This window comes from Ventrimonas sp., assembly GCF_048380235.1.
Lineage (GTDB): Bacteria > Bacillota > Clostridia > Lachnospirales > Lachnospiraceae > Brotaphodocola.
In genome coordinates this window covers 57896-76608 of the sequence record NZ_DBFCCJ010000053.1, presented here as the reverse complement: position 1 = coordinate 76608, position 18713 = coordinate 57896, and the positions used below count along the sequence as shown (strand labels likewise).

Here is an 18713-nt window from a genome sequence, read left to right as displayed (position 1 = left end):
AAAGGAACAGGATAAGATGAGATTATCAGACAGACTGGAACGGATTGCCGCAAAGGCAGCAGAAGTAACAGAAGGATATGTGGCAGACGTGGGGACGGATCATGGATTCGTCCCGATCCGTCTTATGGAGACTGGAACCGTCAGGCACGTAGTTGCTATGGATGTACGAAAGGGTCCCCTGTCCAGGGCAGCAGAGCATGTACGGGAATATCATATGGAGGACCGGATCGAGACACGCTTAAGCGACGGGTTGCAGGAGCTGAAGGCCGGTGAGGCAGATACCGTGATCATTGCGGGAATGGGCGGTGAACTGATGCTGCGCATTCTCCGGGACGGTGCACATATGTATGATAGTGTGAAGCATTATGTGCTCTCACCCCAGTCGGAGCTTTCTGCGTTCCGGCACGGACTGGAAAAACTGGGGATTTCCATTTTGGAAGAGCAGATGCTGATGGATGAGGGGAAATATTATGTGATCCTGCATGCTGCTCCGGGATCCATGCACTATGAGCAGGAATACGAATATCGTTACGGCTCAGATCTGATCCGGAAACAGGACCCGGTCTTAAGAGAATTTCTGGAGCGGGAGCTGGCTCAGGGAGAGGAGCTGCTGGCACATCTGTCCCTGACGCAGACGGAAGGTGCACAGAAACGCGCAGAGAGCCTGAGACAGGAGTTAAACGAGACGAAGGAGGCATACCATGCTTTGCAGGGAACTGATTGAAAAACTGGAAGAGCTGGCTCCGCGGAGCCTGGCCTGTGACTGGGATAATCCGGGCTTTCTGGCAGGACGGGGAGATAAGAAAATAAAAAAGGTGCTGGTCGCGCTGGATGCGACCGACCGGGTGGTGGAGCAGGCAGTGCTGGAGCATGCGGATCTTCTTCTGACCCATCATCCGCTGATCTTCCGGGCATTGAAGCAGGTCAATGACACGGATTTTATCAGCCGCCGGATCGTAACGCTATTGCAGGCGGATATTTCTTATTTTGCCATGCATACCAATTTTGACGCGGCCCCCGGCTGCATGGCAGATCTTGCTGCAAAACGCCTTGAAATCCAGGATAGCCAGCCGTTAGAGATAACCGGGGAAGTAAACGGGATCCCGGTGGGCATCGGAAAGGCCGGCAGGCTGGCAGAACCGGTTTCACTGGATACTTTGGCAGAACAGGTGAAGCAGGTATTTGAGCTGCCATTTGTGCTTGTATACGGAGAGAAAGCTGTGGGCGAGAAGGTCAGCCGTGTGGCGGTGTCTCCGGGGGCAGGAGGCAGTATGATCCGTTATGCACTGCAGCAGAAGGCTGAGGTTCTGGTCACCGGAGATATCGGACATCATGATGCCATTGATGCGGCTGCGCAGGGCATGGCAGTCATTGATGCAGGACACTATGGCCTGGAACACATCTTTGTGCCGTTTATGGCGGAGTATGTAGCACGTGTTTCTGACGGCACCATCGAAGTGATCCAGGCTGAGCCGGATTTTCCGGCCAGAGTGTTTTAAGCGTTGTCGGAATCATCACGAAACCGAACGGAAGGAGAATGTCTATGGTTCATGTATGCGTATTGGGAGAAAACAGACAGTACAGCGAAGATACCCTGCTGAAGGATGTGGCAAAGGAAGTGCAGGAGTCTTTTTCACATGAGATCCTGCTTGCTACGGTAGATGGAAAGCTTCAGGAGCTTCATAAAAAAGTTAAAGAAGGTACAAGTGTGGAATTTCTCACAGCAGCTGATAAGCCTGGTATCCAGACCTATCGCAGAAGTGTACTGCTGATCCTTTTAAAGGCCTTTTACGAAGTGATCGGCGCAGAGCATATCCAAAAGGTATCGGTAGAATATGCGATTGCCAATGGCCTGTTTATCGAATCCGCCGGAAGCTTTGAGAAAACTCAGGAGCTGGTAGACCGGATCAAAGCAAAGATGCGGGAATATGTAGCTGCAGAGATTCCGATCATGAAGCGCAATGTGACCACGGATGAGGCCATTGAGATCTTCCGTCATCACCGCATGTATGAGAAGGAACGGCTGTTCCATTACCGCCGGGTTTCCAGGGTGAATCTGTACAGCATTGGCGGATTTGAGGATTACTATTACGGCTATATGGTCCAGAACACAGGTTATCTGAAATATTTTGACCTGATCCTGTACCGGGATGGTATGATGCTGCTTCTGCCGGAGCAAAAAAATCCGGAACAGGTGGCAGAGTTTCATGACCGTGAGAAATTGTTTGAGGTGCTGGACGAGACAGAAAGCTGGGGCAGACAGCTGGAGGTGCCTACAGTAGGTGCCCTGGATGATGTGATCTGTGAGGGAAAGGCCAGTGAGCTGATCCTGATGCAGGAAGCGCTGATGGAAAAGAAGATCGGTGATATCGCGGAGCAGATCGCAAGCCGGCCGGATAAGAAGATCGTCATGATCGCAGGGCCGTCTTCCTCCGGAAAAACGACCTTTTCCCATCGCCTTTCCATTCAGCTAAAGGCGAAAGGCTTAAAGCCGCATCCCATTGCGGTGGACAATTACTTTGTCAACCGGGTAGACAGCCCGCGGGATGAAAATGGCAACTACAACTATGAGGTGCTGGAATGCCTGGATGTGGCATTGTTCAACCAGAATATGACAGATCTTCTGGCAGGAAAAACAGTGGAGATGCCGGAGTATAATTTTGTGAAGGGACAGCGGGAATATCACGGAGATTTTCTGACTCTGGGACCGGATGATGTACTGGTCATTGAGGGAATCCACTGTCTCAATGAGAAACTTTCCTACGCGCTGCCGAGAAAGAACAAGTTTAAGATTTACATCAGTGCGCTGACACAGCTGAATATCGACGAGCATAACCGCATTCCGACCACAGATGGGCGTCTGCTGCGCCGTATTGTGCGGGATGCGAGAACCCGCGGCGCTTCTGCACAGGACACTATTCGCATGTGGCCGTCGGTACGCCGGGGGGAAGAAGAAAATATTTTCCCGTACCAGGAGGATGCAGATGTGATGTTCAACTCTGCTCTGGTCTATGAACTGTCGGTGCTGAAGCAGTATGCTGAGCCGGTGCTTTTTTCGGTGCCACGGGACAGCGCGGAATATGTAGAGGCCAAGCGCCTGCTGAAATTCCTGGATTATTTTCTGGGTGTCAGCAGTGAGGAAATTCCGCACAATTCCCTGATCCGGGAATTTATCGGCGGAAGCTGCTTTAAGGTTTGAACCGGTTTGTGAAATACTGCTTTCATGTGTCATTTTCGGAACTTGACAGCGCCTGGGAATAATGCTAGAATAGGGAACATTGAGTAAGACAAATGGTCGCTGCCGCAGAAACGAAAGGCTGCGGGAGAGGAAAGTCCGGGCTTCACAGGGCAGGGTGCCAGATAACGTCTGGCGGAGGTGACTCCAGGGACAGTGCAACAGAAATATACCGCCGGCTTTGCCGGTAAGGGTGGAAGGGCAGTGTAAGAGACTACCGCCCGTCTGGTAACAGACGGGGCACATGTAAACCCCACTTGAAGCAAGACCGAACAGAAAGCATAAGGCGGCCCGTCTGCTTTCGGGTAGGTTGCTTGAACCAGGTGGTGACATCTGGTCTAGATAGATGACCATTCAACGACATAACCCGGCTTATCGTCTTGCTCATAACCTGATTTTAAGAGAGTGTGCTTTGCGGCGCACTCTTTTTGTTTTCATTCACAGACAGGTATTGACATATATCCAGGAATTGGAGATAATAAACCCACTAAATACATAGAAGATAAAAATGCTTATGGAAAGAGAGATTGAAACAAAATGTATCCATCTGGAAAAGGTCGTGGCATCCCTGGAGAATGGTGTAGACGCTTCTGACTTATCCGACTACGCAGACCCATGCGGATGTTCCAAAGGAAATTCAGGAAAAGAACGGACTGACGGACGCAACTCTGCGTATGTCTGTGGGCATTGAGAATGTGAAAGATTTGATCGCGGAGCTGGACCAGGTGTTTTGTGAGATTGAGAATGAGCAGTAGCAGCACAGAAAAAAGAGCCGGCAGATTATTCTGCCAGCTCTTCCCAGGTTTCATAGAGTTCTTCCAGCTTTTGCTGGAGGGACTCTTTTTCGTTATTCAGTTCCACGAGGCGGGTAACGTCGGTGTATATTTCCTCCTGAGAGAGAAGCGTATCAATTTCGCTGTCCCGGGTCTCCAGTCTGTGAATCTCGTCCTCGACCTTCTTTAAGTCGTTCTGACGTTTGCGGATGCGGGCCTGCTCCTCTTTCTGGGCTTTCCAGTCCAGCTTGACCTCGGTTTCTGCTGAGGACTTTGTCATGCCGGGAACTCCCGTAGCTTTTAAGCTGCCGTTTGCGGCTGCAGTTCCGATGGCGCGGTCGCGCCCGGTATGCGTGGGGTCCACATAGAGCTCCTTCATGAGCTCCTTCTTTTCCAGATAGTAGTCATAGTTGCCGATATAGTTTAAGAAGGTCTGACCAGTCAGTTCGAGAATACGGGTGGCAGTCTGGTTGATGAAGTAACGGTCATGGGAGACATAGAGTACAGTTCCGGTATAATGTTTCAGTGCATTCTCCAAAATCTCCTTGGAAATGATGTCCAGGTGGTTGGTCGGCTCATCGAGAATCAGAAAGTTAGCCTCAGAGAGCATAAGCTTGGCCAGGGAAACACGGCCACGTTCGCCACCGCTTAAGTCAGAAATGCGTTTGAATACATCGTCCCCGGTGAACAGGAAGGCAGCCAGTATGTTGCGTACCTGGGTGTTGGTCAGATTCGGGTAGGCATCCTGTACCTCCTCAAATACTGTCTTTTCCATATGAAGGACGTGATGCTCCTGGTCGTAGTAGCCGATGTGCACCTTGGAACCCAGGGTGATGGTGCCGGTGTCGGCAGGAAGCATACCATTGATGATTTTTAAGATGGTGGTCTTGCCGGTTCCGTTGTTGCCGATGATGGCAACCCGTTCTCCCCGCTTTACTTCCATATCAACATGGGAGAAAAGATGGGTGCTGCCGAAGGATTTGCTTAAATCCCGGATGGTGAGAACATCGTTGCCGCTGACGATATTTGGTTCCAGGCTGATGCGCATCTCATCCTGGATCTCAGCCGGCTTGTCCAGCACCTGGATCTTGGAAAGCATCTTCTCACGGCTTTCAGCCCGCTTGATGGATTTCTCACGGTTGAAGGATTTTAATTTGGTGATGACCTCTTCCTGATGCCTGATCTCCTGCTGTTGGTTTAACCAGGCCTTCATCTGGGCGGCTCGGATCATGGCCTTTTTTTCACTGTAGGCGGTGTAGTTGCCAAGGTAAACGCAGGCATGCCCCTGCTCCAGCTCTACCACTTTGGTGACTACTCGGTTTAAGAAATAGCGGTCGTGGGCTACGATGATGACAGCTCCGTTATAATTTAACAAGTAAGTCTCCAGCCAGGCAATGGATTCCATGTCCAGGTGGTTGGTTGGCTCATCTAAAAGGATAATATCCGGGCGGGAGAGAAGCAGTTTGCCTAAAGATACGCGGGTTTTCTGGCCGCCGGAGAGGGTAGACACGGTTTTGTCAAACTCGTCTTCGGTAAAGCCAAGGCCCTTTAAGACACCGGTCAGTTCACTTTTCCATGCGTAGCCATTTTCCAGTTCAAAGGTATGGCTTAAGCGGCTGTATGCAGCCAGCATCTGTTCCAGTGCTTCTCCGGAGGCATTCTGCATATTGAGCTCCAGCTCGCGGATCTGCTGTTCCATATCGATGATGGGCTGCTTGACTTCTTTTAATTCCTCATAGATGGTACGGCTGCTGTCCAGATCCTGGTGCTGCGCCAGGTAGCCGAGGGTTTTGCCCTTTGCGAGAACGACCTCGCCGGAATCCGCTGACAGCTCGCCGACAATGATCTTTAAGAGAGTAGACTTTCCGGCACCGTTGATGCCTACGATGGCAGCCTTTTCCTGATCTTCTATATGAAAAGATACTTCGGACAGAATCTCATCCGTGCCGAAGGCTTTGCTGATGTGATTGCATGATAAAATCATAGATAACTCCATTTCGTTACGTTTTCTACTATAAGACTTATCAAGTATAATATAGGCTTTCAACACTTGTAAAGGACTTTCTTCTGATTTTTTGTTTCGAAATTGTTTGAACATTGACATAGATTTCGCAAACGGTTATAATAGATTTTAATAGTTTACGTATAGGAGATGTGCAACATGGAAAACAGAGAGATATCCAAAGCAGTTATTACAAGACTCCCGAGGTATTACCGTTATCTCGGAGAGCTTTTGGAATCAGGTGTAGAGCGTATCTCATCCAATGAGCTGAGTACCAGGATGAAGGTGACTGCTTCCCAGATTCGTCAGGATTTAAATAACTTTGGAGGATTCGGTCAGCAGGGTTATGGTTATAACGTAAAATACCTGTATACAGAGATCGGAAAGATCCTTGGAATCGACCGCCAGCATAACCTGATCATTATTGGTGCCGGAAATCTTGGTCAGGCCATTGCAAATTATGCAAATTTTGAAAAGCGCGGTTTTATGATCAAAGGCATGTTTGACATTAACCCGAGACTGATCGGGCTTGTGGTACGCGGAATTGAGATCCGCGGAGTAGATGATCTGGAGCAGTTTATCAAAGATAATGATGTTCAGATGGCAGCACTGACCATTCCGAAAACAAAAGCTCCGGAGCTGGCTGACCGTCTGGTCAATGCGGGAATTAAAGGAATCTGGAACTTTGCCCATCTGGATCTGAATGTTCCGGACGATGTTGTGGTGGAGAATGTTCATCTTTCCGAGAGCCTTATGCGCCTGTCTTATCGGGTATGCAGCATGCAGGACCGGAAAGAGGAAGAGGAAAAGAAAGCTCAGAGAGAGTCCTAGAGGCAGAGCGAAACAGAGGTAAAAGCCGACAGGCGGGGATACGATCAGTTCTCCTGCCTGCCGGTTTTTTGAGTTTCCATCCATCCTTTACAGGGGAGCGGAATCAGAGAGGAGACGGAACATGGATTACGCAGTAACGGCACAGCAGATGAAAGCGATTGACCAGAATACCATAAAAAACATCGGCATTCCGTCCATGGTGCTTATGGAGCGGGCTGCCCTGGCTGTGGCGGAGGCCGCAGAGCATATGGCGAAAGAGCGGAATCTGGGGAAAAAAGCCCGGATCCTGGCTGTGTGTGGTACCGGAAACAATGGCGCGGACGGAGTGGCAGCAGGACGCATCCTGCAGGGACGCGGATATAACGTAAGTCTCCTGCTTGTCGGCAATCCGGAGCACGATTCAGAAGAGATGAAGACTCAGAAGCAGATCGCCCGAAATCTGGATCTTGCGCAGTGCACGGCAGCAGAGTATCAGGAGGCACCATGTGATATCATTCTTGATGCAGTGTTTGGGATCGGTCTTGGCCGGGAAATTGGCGGGGAATACCGGAAGGTCCTGGAAATGCTGGCTTCTCTGCGGGAGCAGTATGGAACCGGAGTGATCGCGGTAGACACGCCGTCCGGGATCCATGGAACGACCGGTGAAATCATGGGAATTGCCCTGGAGGCCGATATTACCGTGACCTTTGGCTTTGCAAAAACCGGTCTTCTGCTTTATCCCGGAAAATATTATGCAGGAAACCTTGTGGTAGCCGACATCGGATTCCCTCAGGCCAGTCTGCTGAAGGCCGGATGGGATGCAAAGCTGATTACACCGGATGATCTGTCCTGGCTTCCAAAGCGTCAGCCGGATGGGAATAAAGGGACATTTGGCAAAGTTCTGGTCATCGCGGGAAGCAGAGGCATGAGCGGAGCGGCTTATTTTTCAGCGCTTGGTGCTTACCGTACCGGCGCCGGTCTGGTGAAGATCCTGACTGTGCCGGAAAACCGGCAGGTTCTTCAGACACAGCTTCCAGAAGCAATCATAAGCTGTTATGATCCGGATCAGGAGGAGACTATGCAGAAAATCCTGGAGGCGGAGTGTGCCTGGGCCGACGTGATCGTGGCAGGACCCGGCCTGGGACAGGAGGCATATACGGAATATCTTCTGGAGACGGTTTTGTCAGATTCCTATGTTCCCATTGTGCTGGACGCAGACGGACTTAACTGTGTGGCATCCCATCCTTACCTGACACGCTATTTTACGGAGAACATCATTATCACGCCCCATATGGGGGAGATGAGCCGCCTGACTTCGGTTCCCATAGCAGATCTAAAAAAGGATCCGCTGGAGGAGGCAAGAGCCTACAGTGCCCGCTATGGGGCGGTCTGTGTGCTCAAGGATGCGGTCACAGTCATTACCGATAAGGATGGTGCCGCCTGGATCAACCGGAGCGGCTGCAGTGCCATGGCCAAGGGAGGATCCGGCGATGTGCTGACCGGCGTGATCGCAGGATTATTGGCCCGGGGCATGGATGGCGCGGAGGCAGCAGCATTTGGCGTGTATGTGCACGGACGTGCCGGGGAGTATGCGGCAGCGGCATTGGGAGAGAATAGCGTACTTGCCACAGATCTGGCAGACAGTATTTTAAAAGAAGCTTAAACAGATAAAACAAAAAAGCCGGAAACGGCAAAACAGACAGAAACGAGGAACAGAACAAGAGTATGAAGCACATGCAGTATATGCGGGTTTATGCACCTGTAGATTTGGATGCCATTGTTTTTAATCTGGAATCCATGCGCAAAAATATTGACCGGGAGACGGGCATGCTCGGAGTGATCAAGGCAGATGCTTACGGGCATGGCTCTGTGCCGGTAGCTGCTGCCATCGAAGATTATGTGGATGGCTTTGCGGTGGCCACCGCAGACGAAGCCATGCTGCTGCGCCGCAACGGCATTCAGAAGATGATCCTGATCCTGGGAGTGACCCACCCTTCCCGCTATCAGGAACTGATCGAGAACGAGATCCGTCCGGCTATCTTTACCATGGCGCAGGCAAAGCCGCTGTCTGAGGCAGCGGTAAATATGAAAAAAACAGCAAAGATCCATCTGGCTCTGGATACCGGCATGCGCCGCATTGGTCTTGAGGCAGATGAATCCGGAGCGGATCTTGCAGCTGCTATCGGTGCGCTTCCCGGCATTGAGGTCGAGGGCCTGTTCACACATTTTTCCAGGGCCGATGAGATGGAGAAGACGTCGGCTATGACTCAGTTAGGTCGTTATCTTCATTTTACGGAGCTGCTGAAAGCACGCGGTCTAGAAATCCCGATCAAACACTGTTCCAACAGCGCCGGCATCATCGATCTGCCGCAGGCGAATTTAAACTGCGTACGCGCCGGCATTACCATGTATGGCATGTATCCATCCGAAGAAGTACAGAAAGACAAGGTGCCGTTAAAGCCGGCGCTGGGTTTAAAATCTTTCGTGACCTATGTAAAGGAACTCGGACCGGGAGAGGAGATCAGCTATGGCGGTACCTATGTGACGGAGCGCACCATGCGTATAGCTACCGTGGCAGTGGGATATGGGGATGGATATCCGCGAAGCTTGTCCAACTGTGGCTATGTGCTGATCTGCGGTAAACGTGCCCGCATTCTGGGACGGGTCTGCATGGACCAGCTCATGGTGGATGTGACGGATATCATGGAGGCTGACGTGGATACACCGGTTACCCTGATCGGAAAAGACGGAGACGAGGAAATCACCATGGAGCATCTGGCAGAGCTCTGCGGCGGATTCCATTATGAGATGGTATGTGATATCGGAAAGCGCGTGCCGCGTGTTTATTACCGCGGCGGCAAGGTCGTGGGAACCATGGACTGTTTCGCTGAATAAGATAATCTATAGAAAAACGGGCAGCCGTGTATACGCCGCCTGGCAAAGGGCAATAATACCTTTGAAGACCAGTGACGGAGTGTGAAACTGTGATTATCAGACGAGGCGATATCTATTATGCGGACCTGCGGCCGGTGGTAGGCTCGGAGCAGGGCGGTGTACGGCCGGTGCTCATCATCCAGAATGATGTTGGAAACCGACACAGTCCTACCGTGATCTGTGCGGCAATTACCTCCCGCATGAATAAGGCAAAGCTGCCAACGCATGTGGAATTGTCTGCGCGGAAAAGCGATATGATCAAGGATTCCGTGATCTTGCTGGAGCAGCTGCGGACCATTGACAAGCAGCGGCTCAAAGAACGGATCTGCCATATTGATGATGAACTGTTAGAACAGGTAAACCAGGCCCTTCGCGTGAGTCTGGAGCTGACTACATAGTTCGCTGTGATGACACAAAGTCCCTTGCAGAAGGGAAAATGGCGTAAATGCGTGATTTTATCTTGACGAAGCGGAAGAAGTTTCATACAATCAAAATGTATGGTGTATACAAAAAGAAGAGGAAGGAGATAACAAGATCAGTATGGACGATGGTTATTCGCGCCTGATCCTTTTGGCAGGTGTGGTGTTGCTTTTCCTGGCGGCAGGCTTTGCAATCTGGAGGTTTATCAGATCAAGGCAGGAAAATGTAACAGAAGAAGATATTAAAGACATGGTCAATGAAGGCCACGAGCAGGGGGTCCTGGAGTCCAGCGAGGCCGAGATGATCACCAATATCTTTGAATTTAATGATAAAGAAGCCGGTGATATCATGACTCACCGCAAGAACATAGTGGCTCTGGACGGTTCCATGTCCCTAAGAGAAGCGGCCCACTTTGTTCTGAAGGAGGCAAAGAATTCCAGATATCCGGTCTACGGAAAAGATCTGGACGATATCATCGGTACTGTACATATGCGGGACGTACTGTTTCATGCTGAAAATCTGCAGGAATCGCGAATGGAGATCGCCAATGTACCGGGAGTTCTGCGGCCGGCTCACTTTATTCCGGAAACCCGAAATATCAACTCCCTGTTCAAGGAGATGCAGTCCCAGAAGATCCATATGGAGATTGTCATTGATGAGTATGGCCAGACAGCCGGAATCGTTACCATGGAGGACATTCTGGAGGAAATCGTGGGCAATATCCTTGATGAATATGATGTGGATGAGCAGTACATTGTCCGTGGAGAGGGAGATGCCCTGATCATGAGCGGCATGACACCGCTTGACGAAGCGCAGGAAGAGCTTGGCATTGTCTTCCCGGAGGAAGACCTGGAAAACTACGATACCATCAATGGACTTCTGATTTCCCGCCTTGACCGCATTCCGGGAGATGACGAGCAGCCGGAGATCGAGTATCTGGGTTACCGGTTCTGTGTACTGAAGGTGGAGAACAAGATGATCCACTCAGTTCGGGTAACGAAATTGCCGCAGACTCTTGCAAGCGAAGAAAATTAGTGTTAAAATAGAAAAGATGTTGTTCGCCTGAACAGAATCGACACTGGGCAGGCGGATTAGGACGAAAAGAGAAAGTATAAAGTAAGGAGCGTTATTTTATGTCAGGACATTCTAAATTTGCCAATATCAAGCACAAAAAAGAAAAGAACGATGCAGCAAAGGGAAAAATCTTTACCGTTATCGGCCGTGAGCTTGCCGTAGCAGTAAAAGAGGGCGGCCCGGATCCGGCAAACAACAGCAAGCTTCGTGATGTTATCGCAAAGGCAAAGGCAAACAATATGCCGAACGACACCATTGACCGTGGTATCAAAAAGGCAGCAGGTGATGCTAACTCCGTAAACTACGAGGTGCTCACGTACGAGGGTTACGGCCCGAGCGGTGTTGCAGTCATCGTTGATACCCTGACTGACAACAAGAATCGTACTGCTGCAAATGTAAGAAGTGCATTTACAAAGGGCAACGGAAATATCGGTACCCAGGGCAGCGTATCCTTCATGTTCGACAAGAAGGGCCAGATCATTATCGACAAGGAAGAGTGTGATCTTGACGCAGATGAGCTGATGATGATGGCATTGGATGCAGGTGCGGAGGACTTCTCTGAGGAGGAGGACAGCTTTGAGATCATCACAGATCCGGACGATTTCAGTGCCGTTCGCGAGACCCTGGAGAAAGAGGGAATCCCGATGATGGAGGCTGATGTTACCATGATCCCGCAGACATGGGTTGAGCTGACTGATGAGAACGACATCAAATATATGAACCGTCTGTTAGATCTTCTGGATGATGATGACGATGTACAGGCTGTATATCACAACTGGGACACCGACGAAAGATAAATTGATAAAACAAACGAAAGGCCCGGAGCAAAACGCTCCGGGCCTTTTCGGGTTTTACTGATAGATTAAATTGACATTTCTGAAGGTAACATCTGCACTGCGTGCGACAAACAGGCCGACATATACATGGTCAGAGTCTACAGCAGTTAATGGAAAGTCAAAGCCTGCAGATACCGGTGCGTTGTCACCGAATACACAGGTGTATCCATCCGGTCCCTTTCGGATCTCTACATGAACGGTTTCGCCGGCCTTGTAGACGCGGGAAGCGGTGCCGCCGGAGATAAGCTGTCCGTTCTTTCTTGCGAAGCAGTTCCACGGGGAAGCAGAGGAAAGCTGAAGCTCTCCGGCTGCCACATAATCGCCCAGGGTATCGTTGATGACGGTGTCGAGGTAGATATCGTCACGCACCATCAGGCCGAAGGAATTTAAGACGGATGCATTGTAGGCGTTGATGGTAATATCTGCAGATAAGGTGAAGTTTGCGGAGGCCGGAACCTCACGGTAGAACATGGCAAGACCATCGCTTCCCTGCTCAATACCGCCCACCTGCTGGGTCCTTGTTGCGCCGGATCCGGTACCGACTGCCAGGTGGAAGGAATTGTCATTACCGCCCTGCAGACAGAAGTACATGTTGTTCAAGTACTCATAACCGTCAATATTTCCGAATACAGTTGGTTTCCAGTCACCTGCGGTGGAGAAGATGCTGCTTACTCCGGCCGGTGCGGTAAAGCTCCTGGCATGGTAGCCGGCATTTAAAGAGCTGCTGTCATACTGCGGCACCTGTGGGTTGGAAATGACGTAGTTTTTCAGTCCTGAGTTGGATTTTAAAAGCTCATCAGCAATAAACCAGGCATTGCACTGGGCACCGTAGAGGTTGGTGTGAGTGTTGTCGATGCTGACATCGCGGTCAGAGGTCTGCGCATGGCGGTTCTTTACACCGTCGGCGCCCAGGCGTTCGTAAACATCTTTGGTGCGGGCGGTTAAGTCCAGAACCGGAACACTCTTTCCAACACCCAGCTGACGGATGGCCTTGGCGTAATCGCCGCCCTGGAAGGTGCCTTCCTCATTCTTTTTTGAGGTGGTGATGTGTCCGTCTTCGCCGGTATAGTTGCTGGCTGCATTTCGGCGAACGATCGGGGTAACCAGAATCGGATTTGCCTGTTTGTTCTTCACCGGCTTAATGTACTTTTCATAGAGGTTGTACTGGAAAGAACCACTGCTGGAAACAGAACCGGTCGGGTTGGAGTAGCGCCCCTGTTCGGTACGTTCGTCGTTATGGCCAAAACCGATCAGCACATAGTCACCGGCCTGCACACTCTGCAGCAGAGTCTGATACTGGTTCGTGTCCGAGTAGGACTTGGAGCTGGTGCCGGAGATGGCAAGATTGCGGATATTGACACCCTGCAGATACAGGCCGAGCTGGGTGCCCCAGCCGTAACGCGGGGAGTAGTAGGTGGTGTCGCTGAATGCGGCTGCGGTGGAGTCGCCTACGACCCAGACGGTGGGTGGTGCGGATGGCTTGTCAACGGAAGTGCCGCCGGACTGCTGTTCGGTATGGGTTCCCGGTGCTGCGGTGAGGGCCGGATCGTTTGTGGCTGCGGAACCGCCTGCGACAACGGTGGCAGCAGAGGCAGGAACGGCAGACAGGGCTGTCGTCACCGCGCAGATGCACCCGAGAAGCAGAGCTTTCATGCGTGTTTTCTTCATGAGTCAGATATCTCCTAAGTTAGAAATTTGAAGGGCCTCTGCAGGGCAGAAAAACCCCGATGGTGTTTATTATAGACGATTGGGAAAAGGATGCCAAGGGATTTAAAAAGGTTGTAAGAGAATCTTAAAAAAGAGTTGTGGCGAAAGTACGCGAAAAAATTATCCCGGCACTCCCATATGCCGGGATAATTTTTGACTGTATATTTCTGGCTAAAATTATTGAGCTAGTTTATTTAAGTCTTGGTAGAAGTCAGGATAGGAGATGTTGACGCATTCGGCACCGAGGATCTCCGTCTCGCCCTCAGCCAGGGCGGCGGTGATGGCAAAGGTCATGGCAATGCGGTGGTCGAGGTGACTGTCGATGGTGGCGCCGTGGAGCGGTTTGCCGCCGTGGATGATCATGCCGTCCACGGTCTCTTCTACATCAGCGCCCATGGCACTTAAGTTTTCTGCCATAACGGCAATACGATTGGACTCCTTGACCTTCAATTCAGCTGCGTCACGGATGATGGTGTCACCCTCTGCAAAGCAGGCCATGGCTGCGATCATCGGGAGCTCATCGATCAGGGTCGGTATGATGTCGCCGTGGATGTCGGTGGCGTGCAGACTGCTGGTGCGGACCAGAATGTCGGCTACCGGCTCGCCGGTCATGCGGACATTTAAGAGGGTCAGATCACCGCCCATGGCCCGGCAGACATGGATCATACCGTCGCGGGTCGGATTGATGCCTACATTTTTTATGAGGAGCTCAGAATGGGGGATCATCAGTCCGGCGGCCAGGAAAAAAGCAGCCGAGGAAATATCACCCGGAACGGCAATCTCCTTTGCAAACAGTTCTTCGGCCGGTCGTATAATGGCAGTGGTTTTTTCTGTGCGGACATCAGCACCGAATTCTTTTAGCATCAGCTCGGTGTGGTTGCGGGAGAGGGAAGGCTCTGTTACTTTTGTTTCGTCTTCCGCGTAAAGCCCTGCCAGGAGAATGGCCGATTTTACCTGGGCAGATGCCACCGGAGACTGGTAATGGATTCCATGCAGTGTCCGTCCGTTGATTGCAAGGGGTGCACAGCCGTTGCCGTTTACACTGGTGATGTCTGCGCCCATCTGACTTAAGGGATCCATGATGCGCTTCATGGGGCGCTTCTGGATAGAGGCGTCTCCGGTGAGGGTCACGGAAAAATTCTGGGCGGAGAGAATACCGGAAATCAGCCGGGTGGTGGTGCCGCTGTTGCCGCAGTCAAGCACACTGTCCGGCTTTTTTAAGCCATGAAGACCGTTACCGTGTACCAAAACGGTATCTTCAAGATTTTCGATGGAAATGCCCATCTTCCGGAAACAGGAGATGGTGGAGAGGCAGTCTGCACCCTGCAGAAAGCCGGTGATCTTTGTGGTTCCCTTTGCCAGGGAGCCAAACATAACACTGCGGTGTGAGATGGATTTGTCACCAGGGATGGTGACTTCTCCACGCAATCCGCTAAGTGGGTTAAATTTCATGAGAATAAGCTCCGTTTCTCTGATCAAAGCCGGGAAGCATGCCGGAAAGCCAGGAAGGCATGCTAGTGCTTCGGAATCAGTTCGTAATTATATTTTTTCAGCTGCGCCCATGCCTGTTCCATGGACTCCTTGTTATAGAAAACAATCTTTAAGGCACCCTCGCCCTGCTCCCGGTTATGGTTGATGCCGATGTTGCCGATGCTGATGCCGCGGGCGCTTAAGATACAGGACAGCGTAGAGATTGCACCTGGCTCGTCGACGATATCTACGGTAAAGGAATACTCCGGGGTGACGGATCCCTTCCTGCTTTCCGAGATGGAGTTACGGTATGTGCGGGAGGTATCAAAAAGCTCATAGATGTCATCTCCGCGGTGCTGCTTTAAAGAGTCCAGGATCTGGGTTAAGGAAGCAATATAGTGTTCCATCATATCGATGATGTTGCCGGTATTGGTCATGCAGATCTGCTCCCACATCTCCGGCGAGGAGGATGCAATGCGGGTGATATCCTTAAAACCGCCTGCGGCCAGACGTTTCATGAGCTCGTTCTGATTGTCGGAATCCTTTACGAGGTTTACCAGGCTGGAAGCGATCAGGTGAGGCAGATGGCTGATGGCAGCCACGATCCGGTCATGCTCATGATAATCCAGAACGATGGGGATGGAGCTGATGGATCTGGCAATTTCAACCAGCCGGTCGGCATCTTCCTGCTTTGTCTTTGCGGTCGGTGTCACAATGTAGTAGGCATTTTCAAGAAGATGATCGGTCGAGTTTTCATAACCGGTTTTTTCAGAACCTGCCATGGGATGTCCGCCCACGAAAAATTTCTCCATGTGAAGCGTGGTAACGACACGGTGGATATCTTCCTTGGTGGAACCGACATCGGTGATCAGGGCACCCGGCTTTAAGAATGGGCGGATCTGTGTCAGGTACTGGGCATTGTACTCTACCGGAGTGCATAAAAATATGATATCACATTCCAGCAGAGGTTCCCCGATGCCGTCCAGGATTACATCGACGATCCCGTCTTCTTTTGCCTGTTCCAGCTTTGCGCGGGTGCGCATATATGCCATGATCCGGGCGGCCGGGCAGGCACGCTTGATGCCTCTGGCAATAGATCCGCCGATCAGGCCCAGACCGATAAAACCAAATGTGGTGTCTTTCATTTCAGAATTCTCCTGTCATAGGTTACTTTTAATACTAACAGCTATTCTATGATAATCTGAAAATGTTGTCAATGCTTTATTGCTTTAAATCATGATAGTGTTATAAAATAATTTGTGCAAATCGTATATCCTACTTGAAATTTTCGAACTTTTTTAGTAGAATATCGTTATAGACTAAATTTGATGTACAGGAGGGAATTATATGAACGTTTATGGTACGAAACAGATCCGAAACGTCGTTTTACTTGGTCACGGCGGGGCCGGCAAGACGACGGTTGCAGAAGCGCTTGCCCTGGTAACCGGAGTCACCAAGCGCATGGGCAAGGTTGTTGACGGTAACACCATCAGCGACTATGACAAGGAAGAAATCAAACGTCAGTTTTCCATCTCCACGTCACTGATCCCGATCGAGTATCAGGGCGATGAAGGCATGATGAAGATCAACATCCTGGACACCCCGGGTTACTTTGACTTTGTCGGTGAAGTAGAAGAAGCAGTCAGTGTGGCTGATGCGGCGATCATTGTTGTAAACTGCAAGGCAGGCATCGAGGTCGGCACGGAAAAGGCATGGGAGCTGTGCGATAAGCTCAAATTGCCGCGCATCATTTTTGTCACCAACATGGACGACGACCACGCAAGCTTCAGAGAGCTTGTACTGAAATTAGAGAGACGGTTCGGCAGATGTATTGCTCCGTTCCAGCTCCCGATCCGTGAAAATGAAAAGTTTGTCGGATATGTAAACGTTGTCAAGATGGCCGGCAGACGTTTCACCAATCTGAGTGATTACGAAGAATGCGAGATTCCTGACTACTCCCAGAAAAACCTGGGCATTGCCAGAGATGCTCTCTTAGAGGCAGTGGCAGAGACCAGTGAGGAGTACATGGAGCGTTATTTCTCCGGCGAGGAGTTTACACTGGAAGAAATCCAGGGCGCTCTGCGGGAACATGTTATAGATGGCTCCATTGTTCCGGTCCTGATGGGTTCCGGCGCAAACTGCCAGGGCTTCAAGACCCTTTTACAGGTCATTGACCGTTACCTTCCGACTCCGGACAAGTTTGAGTGTATCGGTGTTGACGTCTCCACCGGTGAGCGCTTCACTGCCAAATACAACGACCAGGTTTCCTTATCCGCAAGAGTATTCAAGACCATCGTAGATCCATTTATCGGCAAATACTCTCTTATGAAGGTCTGCACCGGTATCTTAAAACCGGACAGCACCATCTACAATGTCAACAAGGACACGGAGGAGAAAGTTGGTAAGCTGTATCTGCTGCGCGGTAAGGATACCATTGAGGTTCCGGAGCTGCGCGCAGGCGATATCGGTGCTGTAGCAAAGCTCGGTGTAACCCAGACCGGTGATACCATTGCCCTGCGTTCCGCACCGATCGTATACCACAAACCGCAGACCTCTACTCCGTATACTTATATGCGCTATAAGACCGTAACCAAGGGTGATGAGGATAAGGTTTCCAGCGCACTGGCAAAACTGATGGAAGAGGATTTAACCTTAAAATCTGTAAATGACAAAGAAAACCGTCAGCTTCTGTTATACGGCATCGGTGACCAGCAGTTAGAGGTGGTAGTCCGCAAGCTCCTTGGCCGTTACAAAGTGGAGATCGAGCTCAGCAAGCCGAAATTTGCATTCCGCGAAACCTTAAGAAAGAAAGTTGAGGTTCAGGGCAAATATAAGAAACAGTCAGGCGGCCATGGTCAGTACGGCGATGTTAAGATGATCTTTGAACCGTCTGGAGATCTGGAGCATCCATATGTATTCGAGGAGAAGGTGTTCGGCGGTGCTGTTCCGAAGAACTACTTCCCGGCAGTCGAAAAAGGTGTGGCGGAAAGCTGTGTAAAGGGTCCGCTGGCTGCATATCCGGTAGTCGGTGTCAAGGCTACCCTCGTGGATGGTTCCTATCATCCGGTGGATTCCTCCGAGATGGCCTTCAAGACCGCTGCCATGATGGCCTTCAAGAAAGGCTTTATGGAGGCAAATCCGGTTCTCTTAGAGCCGATTGCTTCCCTGAAGGTAACCGTTCCGGATAAATTTACCGGTGACGTTATGGGTGACTTAAACCGCAGAAGAGGACGTGTTCTCGGTATGAACTCCGATCACCACGGCAAACAGGTGATCGAAGCTGACATCCCGATGTCTGAACTGTTTGGCTATAATACGGATCTTCGCTCCATGACCGGCGGTATCGGCTTATATGAGTACGAGTTCAGCCGCTATGAGCAGGCTCCTGGCGACATCCAGAAGAAGGAAGTCGAGGCCAGAGCAGCCAAGATCGACACGCTGGACGTATAATC

General features: G+C 50.8%; 13 protein-coding genes, 1 other RNA gene and 2 pseudogenes. 12 read left to right on the top strand and 4 right to left on the bottom strand.

From position 1 onward, the window contains the following. Positions 1–16 precede the first annotated feature (16 nt). The 5 genes and pseudogenes from ACMP1L_RS09070 to ACMP1L_RS09045 form a co-directional block, all read left to right on the top strand. A complete protein-coding gene (locus ACMP1L_RS09070) occupies positions 17–724 on the top strand; it encodes a tRNA (adenine(22)-N(1))-methyltransferase (RefSeq protein WP_118732722.1) in 708 nt (235 codons plus the stop codon). Next, complete coding sequence (locus tag ACMP1L_RS09065) at positions 702–1499, top strand: Nif3-like dinuclear metal center hexameric protein (RefSeq protein WP_418452766.1); 798 nt, start codon at positions 702–704, stop codon at positions 1497–1499. The genes ACMP1L_RS09070 and ACMP1L_RS09065 overlap by 23 nt, the downstream gene beginning before the upstream one ends. Before the next feature lie 44 nt (positions 1500–1543). Beyond that, a complete protein-coding gene (locus ACMP1L_RS09060) occupies positions 1544–3199 on the top strand; it encodes a nucleoside kinase (RefSeq protein WP_418452765.1) in 1656 nt (551 codons plus the stop codon). Between the two features lie 80 nt (positions 3200–3279). Then, positions 3280–3626, top strand: an RNA gene (gene rnpB / locus ACMP1L_RS09055) — RNase P RNA component class A. 193 nt (positions 3627–3819) lie between these two features. Beyond that, positions 3820–3990 (top strand): annotated as a pseudogene (locus ACMP1L_RS09045) (PLP-dependent transferase); the annotation flags it as partial. Positions 3991–4015: 25 nt separating this feature from the next. Here the strand turns inward: ACMP1L_RS09045 and ACMP1L_RS09040 are convergent. Beyond that, positions 4016–5992, bottom strand: a complete 1977-nt coding sequence (locus ACMP1L_RS09040) for an ABC-F family ATP-binding cassette domain-containing protein (RefSeq protein ID WP_418452762.1) — start codon at positions 5990–5992, stop codon at positions 4016–4018. Between the two features lie 177 nt (positions 5993–6169). Here ACMP1L_RS09040 and ACMP1L_RS09035 point away from each other — a divergent pair, with 177 nt between their 5' ends. The 6 genes and pseudogenes from ACMP1L_RS09035 to ACMP1L_RS09010 all read left to right on the top strand — a co-directional run bounded on the left by ACMP1L_RS09035 (position 6170) and on the right by ACMP1L_RS09010 (position 12045). Continuing rightward, positions 6170–6841 carry a redox-sensing transcriptional repressor Rex gene (locus ACMP1L_RS09035; RefSeq protein WP_118732717.1) on the top strand — a complete coding sequence of 224 codons (672 nt, stop codon included), beginning with the start codon at positions 6170–6172 and terminating at the stop codon, positions 6839–6841. A 121-nt stretch (positions 6842–6962) separates the two neighbouring features. Then, positions 6963–8483 carry an NAD(P)H-hydrate dehydratase gene (locus tag ACMP1L_RS09030; RefSeq protein ID WP_118732716.1) on the top strand — a complete coding sequence of 507 codons (1521 nt, stop codon included), beginning with the start codon at positions 6963–6965 and terminating at the stop codon, positions 8481–8483. 62 nt (positions 8484–8545) lie between these two features. After that, positions 8546–9715: an alanine racemase gene (alr, locus tag ACMP1L_RS09025; RefSeq protein WP_177304771.1), complete on the top strand. Its 1170-nt coding sequence runs from the start codon at positions 8546–8548 to the stop codon at positions 9713–9715. 89 nt (positions 9716–9804) lie between these two features. Next, the gene (locus ACMP1L_RS09020; protein ID WP_118529994.1) at positions 9805–10152 is read left to right on the top strand and encodes a type II toxin-antitoxin system PemK/MazF family toxin; all 348 of its coding nucleotides are present in this window, start codon (positions 9805–9807) and stop codon (positions 10150–10152) included. Between the two features lie 244 nt (positions 10153–10396). After that, a pseudogene (locus tag ACMP1L_RS09015) lies at positions 10397–11209 on the top strand (hemolysin family protein); the annotation flags it as partial. A 98-nt stretch (positions 11210–11307) separates the two neighbouring features. Beyond that, positions 11308–12045: a YebC/PmpR family DNA-binding transcriptional regulator gene (locus tag ACMP1L_RS09010; RefSeq protein ID WP_118529998.1), complete on the top strand. Its 738-nt coding sequence runs from the start codon at positions 11308–11310 to the stop codon at positions 12043–12045. Positions 12046–12099: 54 nt separating this feature from the next. Here ACMP1L_RS09010 and ACMP1L_RS09005 read toward each other — a convergent pair whose 3' ends face one another. From ACMP1L_RS09005 to ACMP1L_RS08995, 3 genes are all read right to left on the bottom strand, one after another. Continuing rightward, the gene (locus tag ACMP1L_RS09005; protein ID WP_418452759.1) at positions 12100–13752 is read right to left on the bottom strand and encodes a GDSL-type esterase/lipase family protein; all 1653 of its coding nucleotides are present in this window, start codon (positions 13750–13752) and stop codon (positions 12100–12102) included. Positions 13753–13968: 216 nt separating this feature from the next. Beyond that, positions 13969–15243 (bottom strand): 3-phosphoshikimate 1-carboxyvinyltransferase, encoded by a 1275-nt coding sequence (aroA, locus tag ACMP1L_RS09000; protein ID WP_418452758.1) that lies wholly within the window; start codon positions 15241–15243, stop codon positions 13969–13971. A 62-nt stretch (positions 15244–15305) separates the two neighbouring features. Continuing rightward, entirely contained in the window at positions 15306–16406 is a 1101-nt protein-coding gene (locus tag ACMP1L_RS08995) for a prephenate dehydrogenase/arogenate dehydrogenase family protein (protein ID WP_418452757.1), read from the bottom strand. Positions 16407–16608: 202 nt separating this feature from the next. Between ACMP1L_RS08995 and ACMP1L_RS08990 the strand changes: the two genes are divergently transcribed. After that, positions 16609–18711: an elongation factor G gene (locus ACMP1L_RS08990; RefSeq protein WP_418452755.1), complete on the top strand. Its 2103-nt coding sequence runs from the start codon at positions 16609–16611 to the stop codon at positions 18709–18711. The last annotated feature ends 2 nt before the right edge of the window (positions 18712–18713 follow it).

Excerpts from the sequence above, each read along its gene's own strand:
- ACMP1L_RS08995 (WP_418452757.1), bottom strand. The coding sequence starts at position 16,406 with ATGAAAGACACCACATTTGGTTTTATCGGTCTGGGCCTGATCGGCGGA.
- aroA (WP_418452758.1), bottom strand. The coding sequence starts at position 15,243 with ATGAAATTTAACCCACTTAGCGGATTGCGTGGAGAAGTCACCATCCCT.
- ACMP1L_RS09070 (WP_118732722.1), top strand. The coding sequence starts at position 17 with ATGAGATTATCAGACAGACTGGAACGGATTGCCGCAAAGGCAGCAGAA.
- ACMP1L_RS09030 (WP_118732716.1), top strand. The coding sequence starts at position 6,963 with ATGGATTACGCAGTAACGGCACAGCAGATGAAAGCGATTGACCAGAAT.
- alr (WP_177304771.1), top strand. The coding sequence starts at position 8,546 with ATGAAGCACATGCAGTATATGCGGGTTTATGCACCTGTAGATTTGGAT.
- ACMP1L_RS09005 (WP_418452759.1), bottom strand. The coding sequence starts at position 13,752 with ATGAAGAAAACACGCATGAAAGCTCTGCTTCTCGGGTGCATCTGCGCG.
- ACMP1L_RS09060 (WP_418452765.1), top strand. The coding sequence starts at position 1,544 with ATGGTTCATGTATGCGTATTGGGAGAAAACAGACAGTACAGCGAAGAT.
- ACMP1L_RS09010 (WP_118529998.1), top strand. The coding sequence starts at position 11,308 with ATGTCAGGACATTCTAAATTTGCCAATATCAAGCACAAAAAAGAAAAG.
- ACMP1L_RS09040 (WP_418452762.1), bottom strand. The coding sequence starts at position 5,992 with ATGATTTTATCATGCAATCACATCAGCAAAGCCTTCGGCACGGATGAG.
- ACMP1L_RS09035 (WP_118732717.1), top strand. The coding sequence starts at position 6,170 with ATGGAAAACAGAGAGATATCCAAAGCAGTTATTACAAGACTCCCGAGG.
- ACMP1L_RS09065 (WP_418452766.1), top strand. The coding sequence starts at position 702 with ATGCTTTGCAGGGAACTGATTGAAAAACTGGAAGAGCTGGCTCCGCGG.
- ACMP1L_RS08990 (WP_418452755.1), top strand. The coding sequence starts at position 16,609 with ATGAACGTTTATGGTACGAAACAGATCCGAAACGTCGTTTTACTTGGT.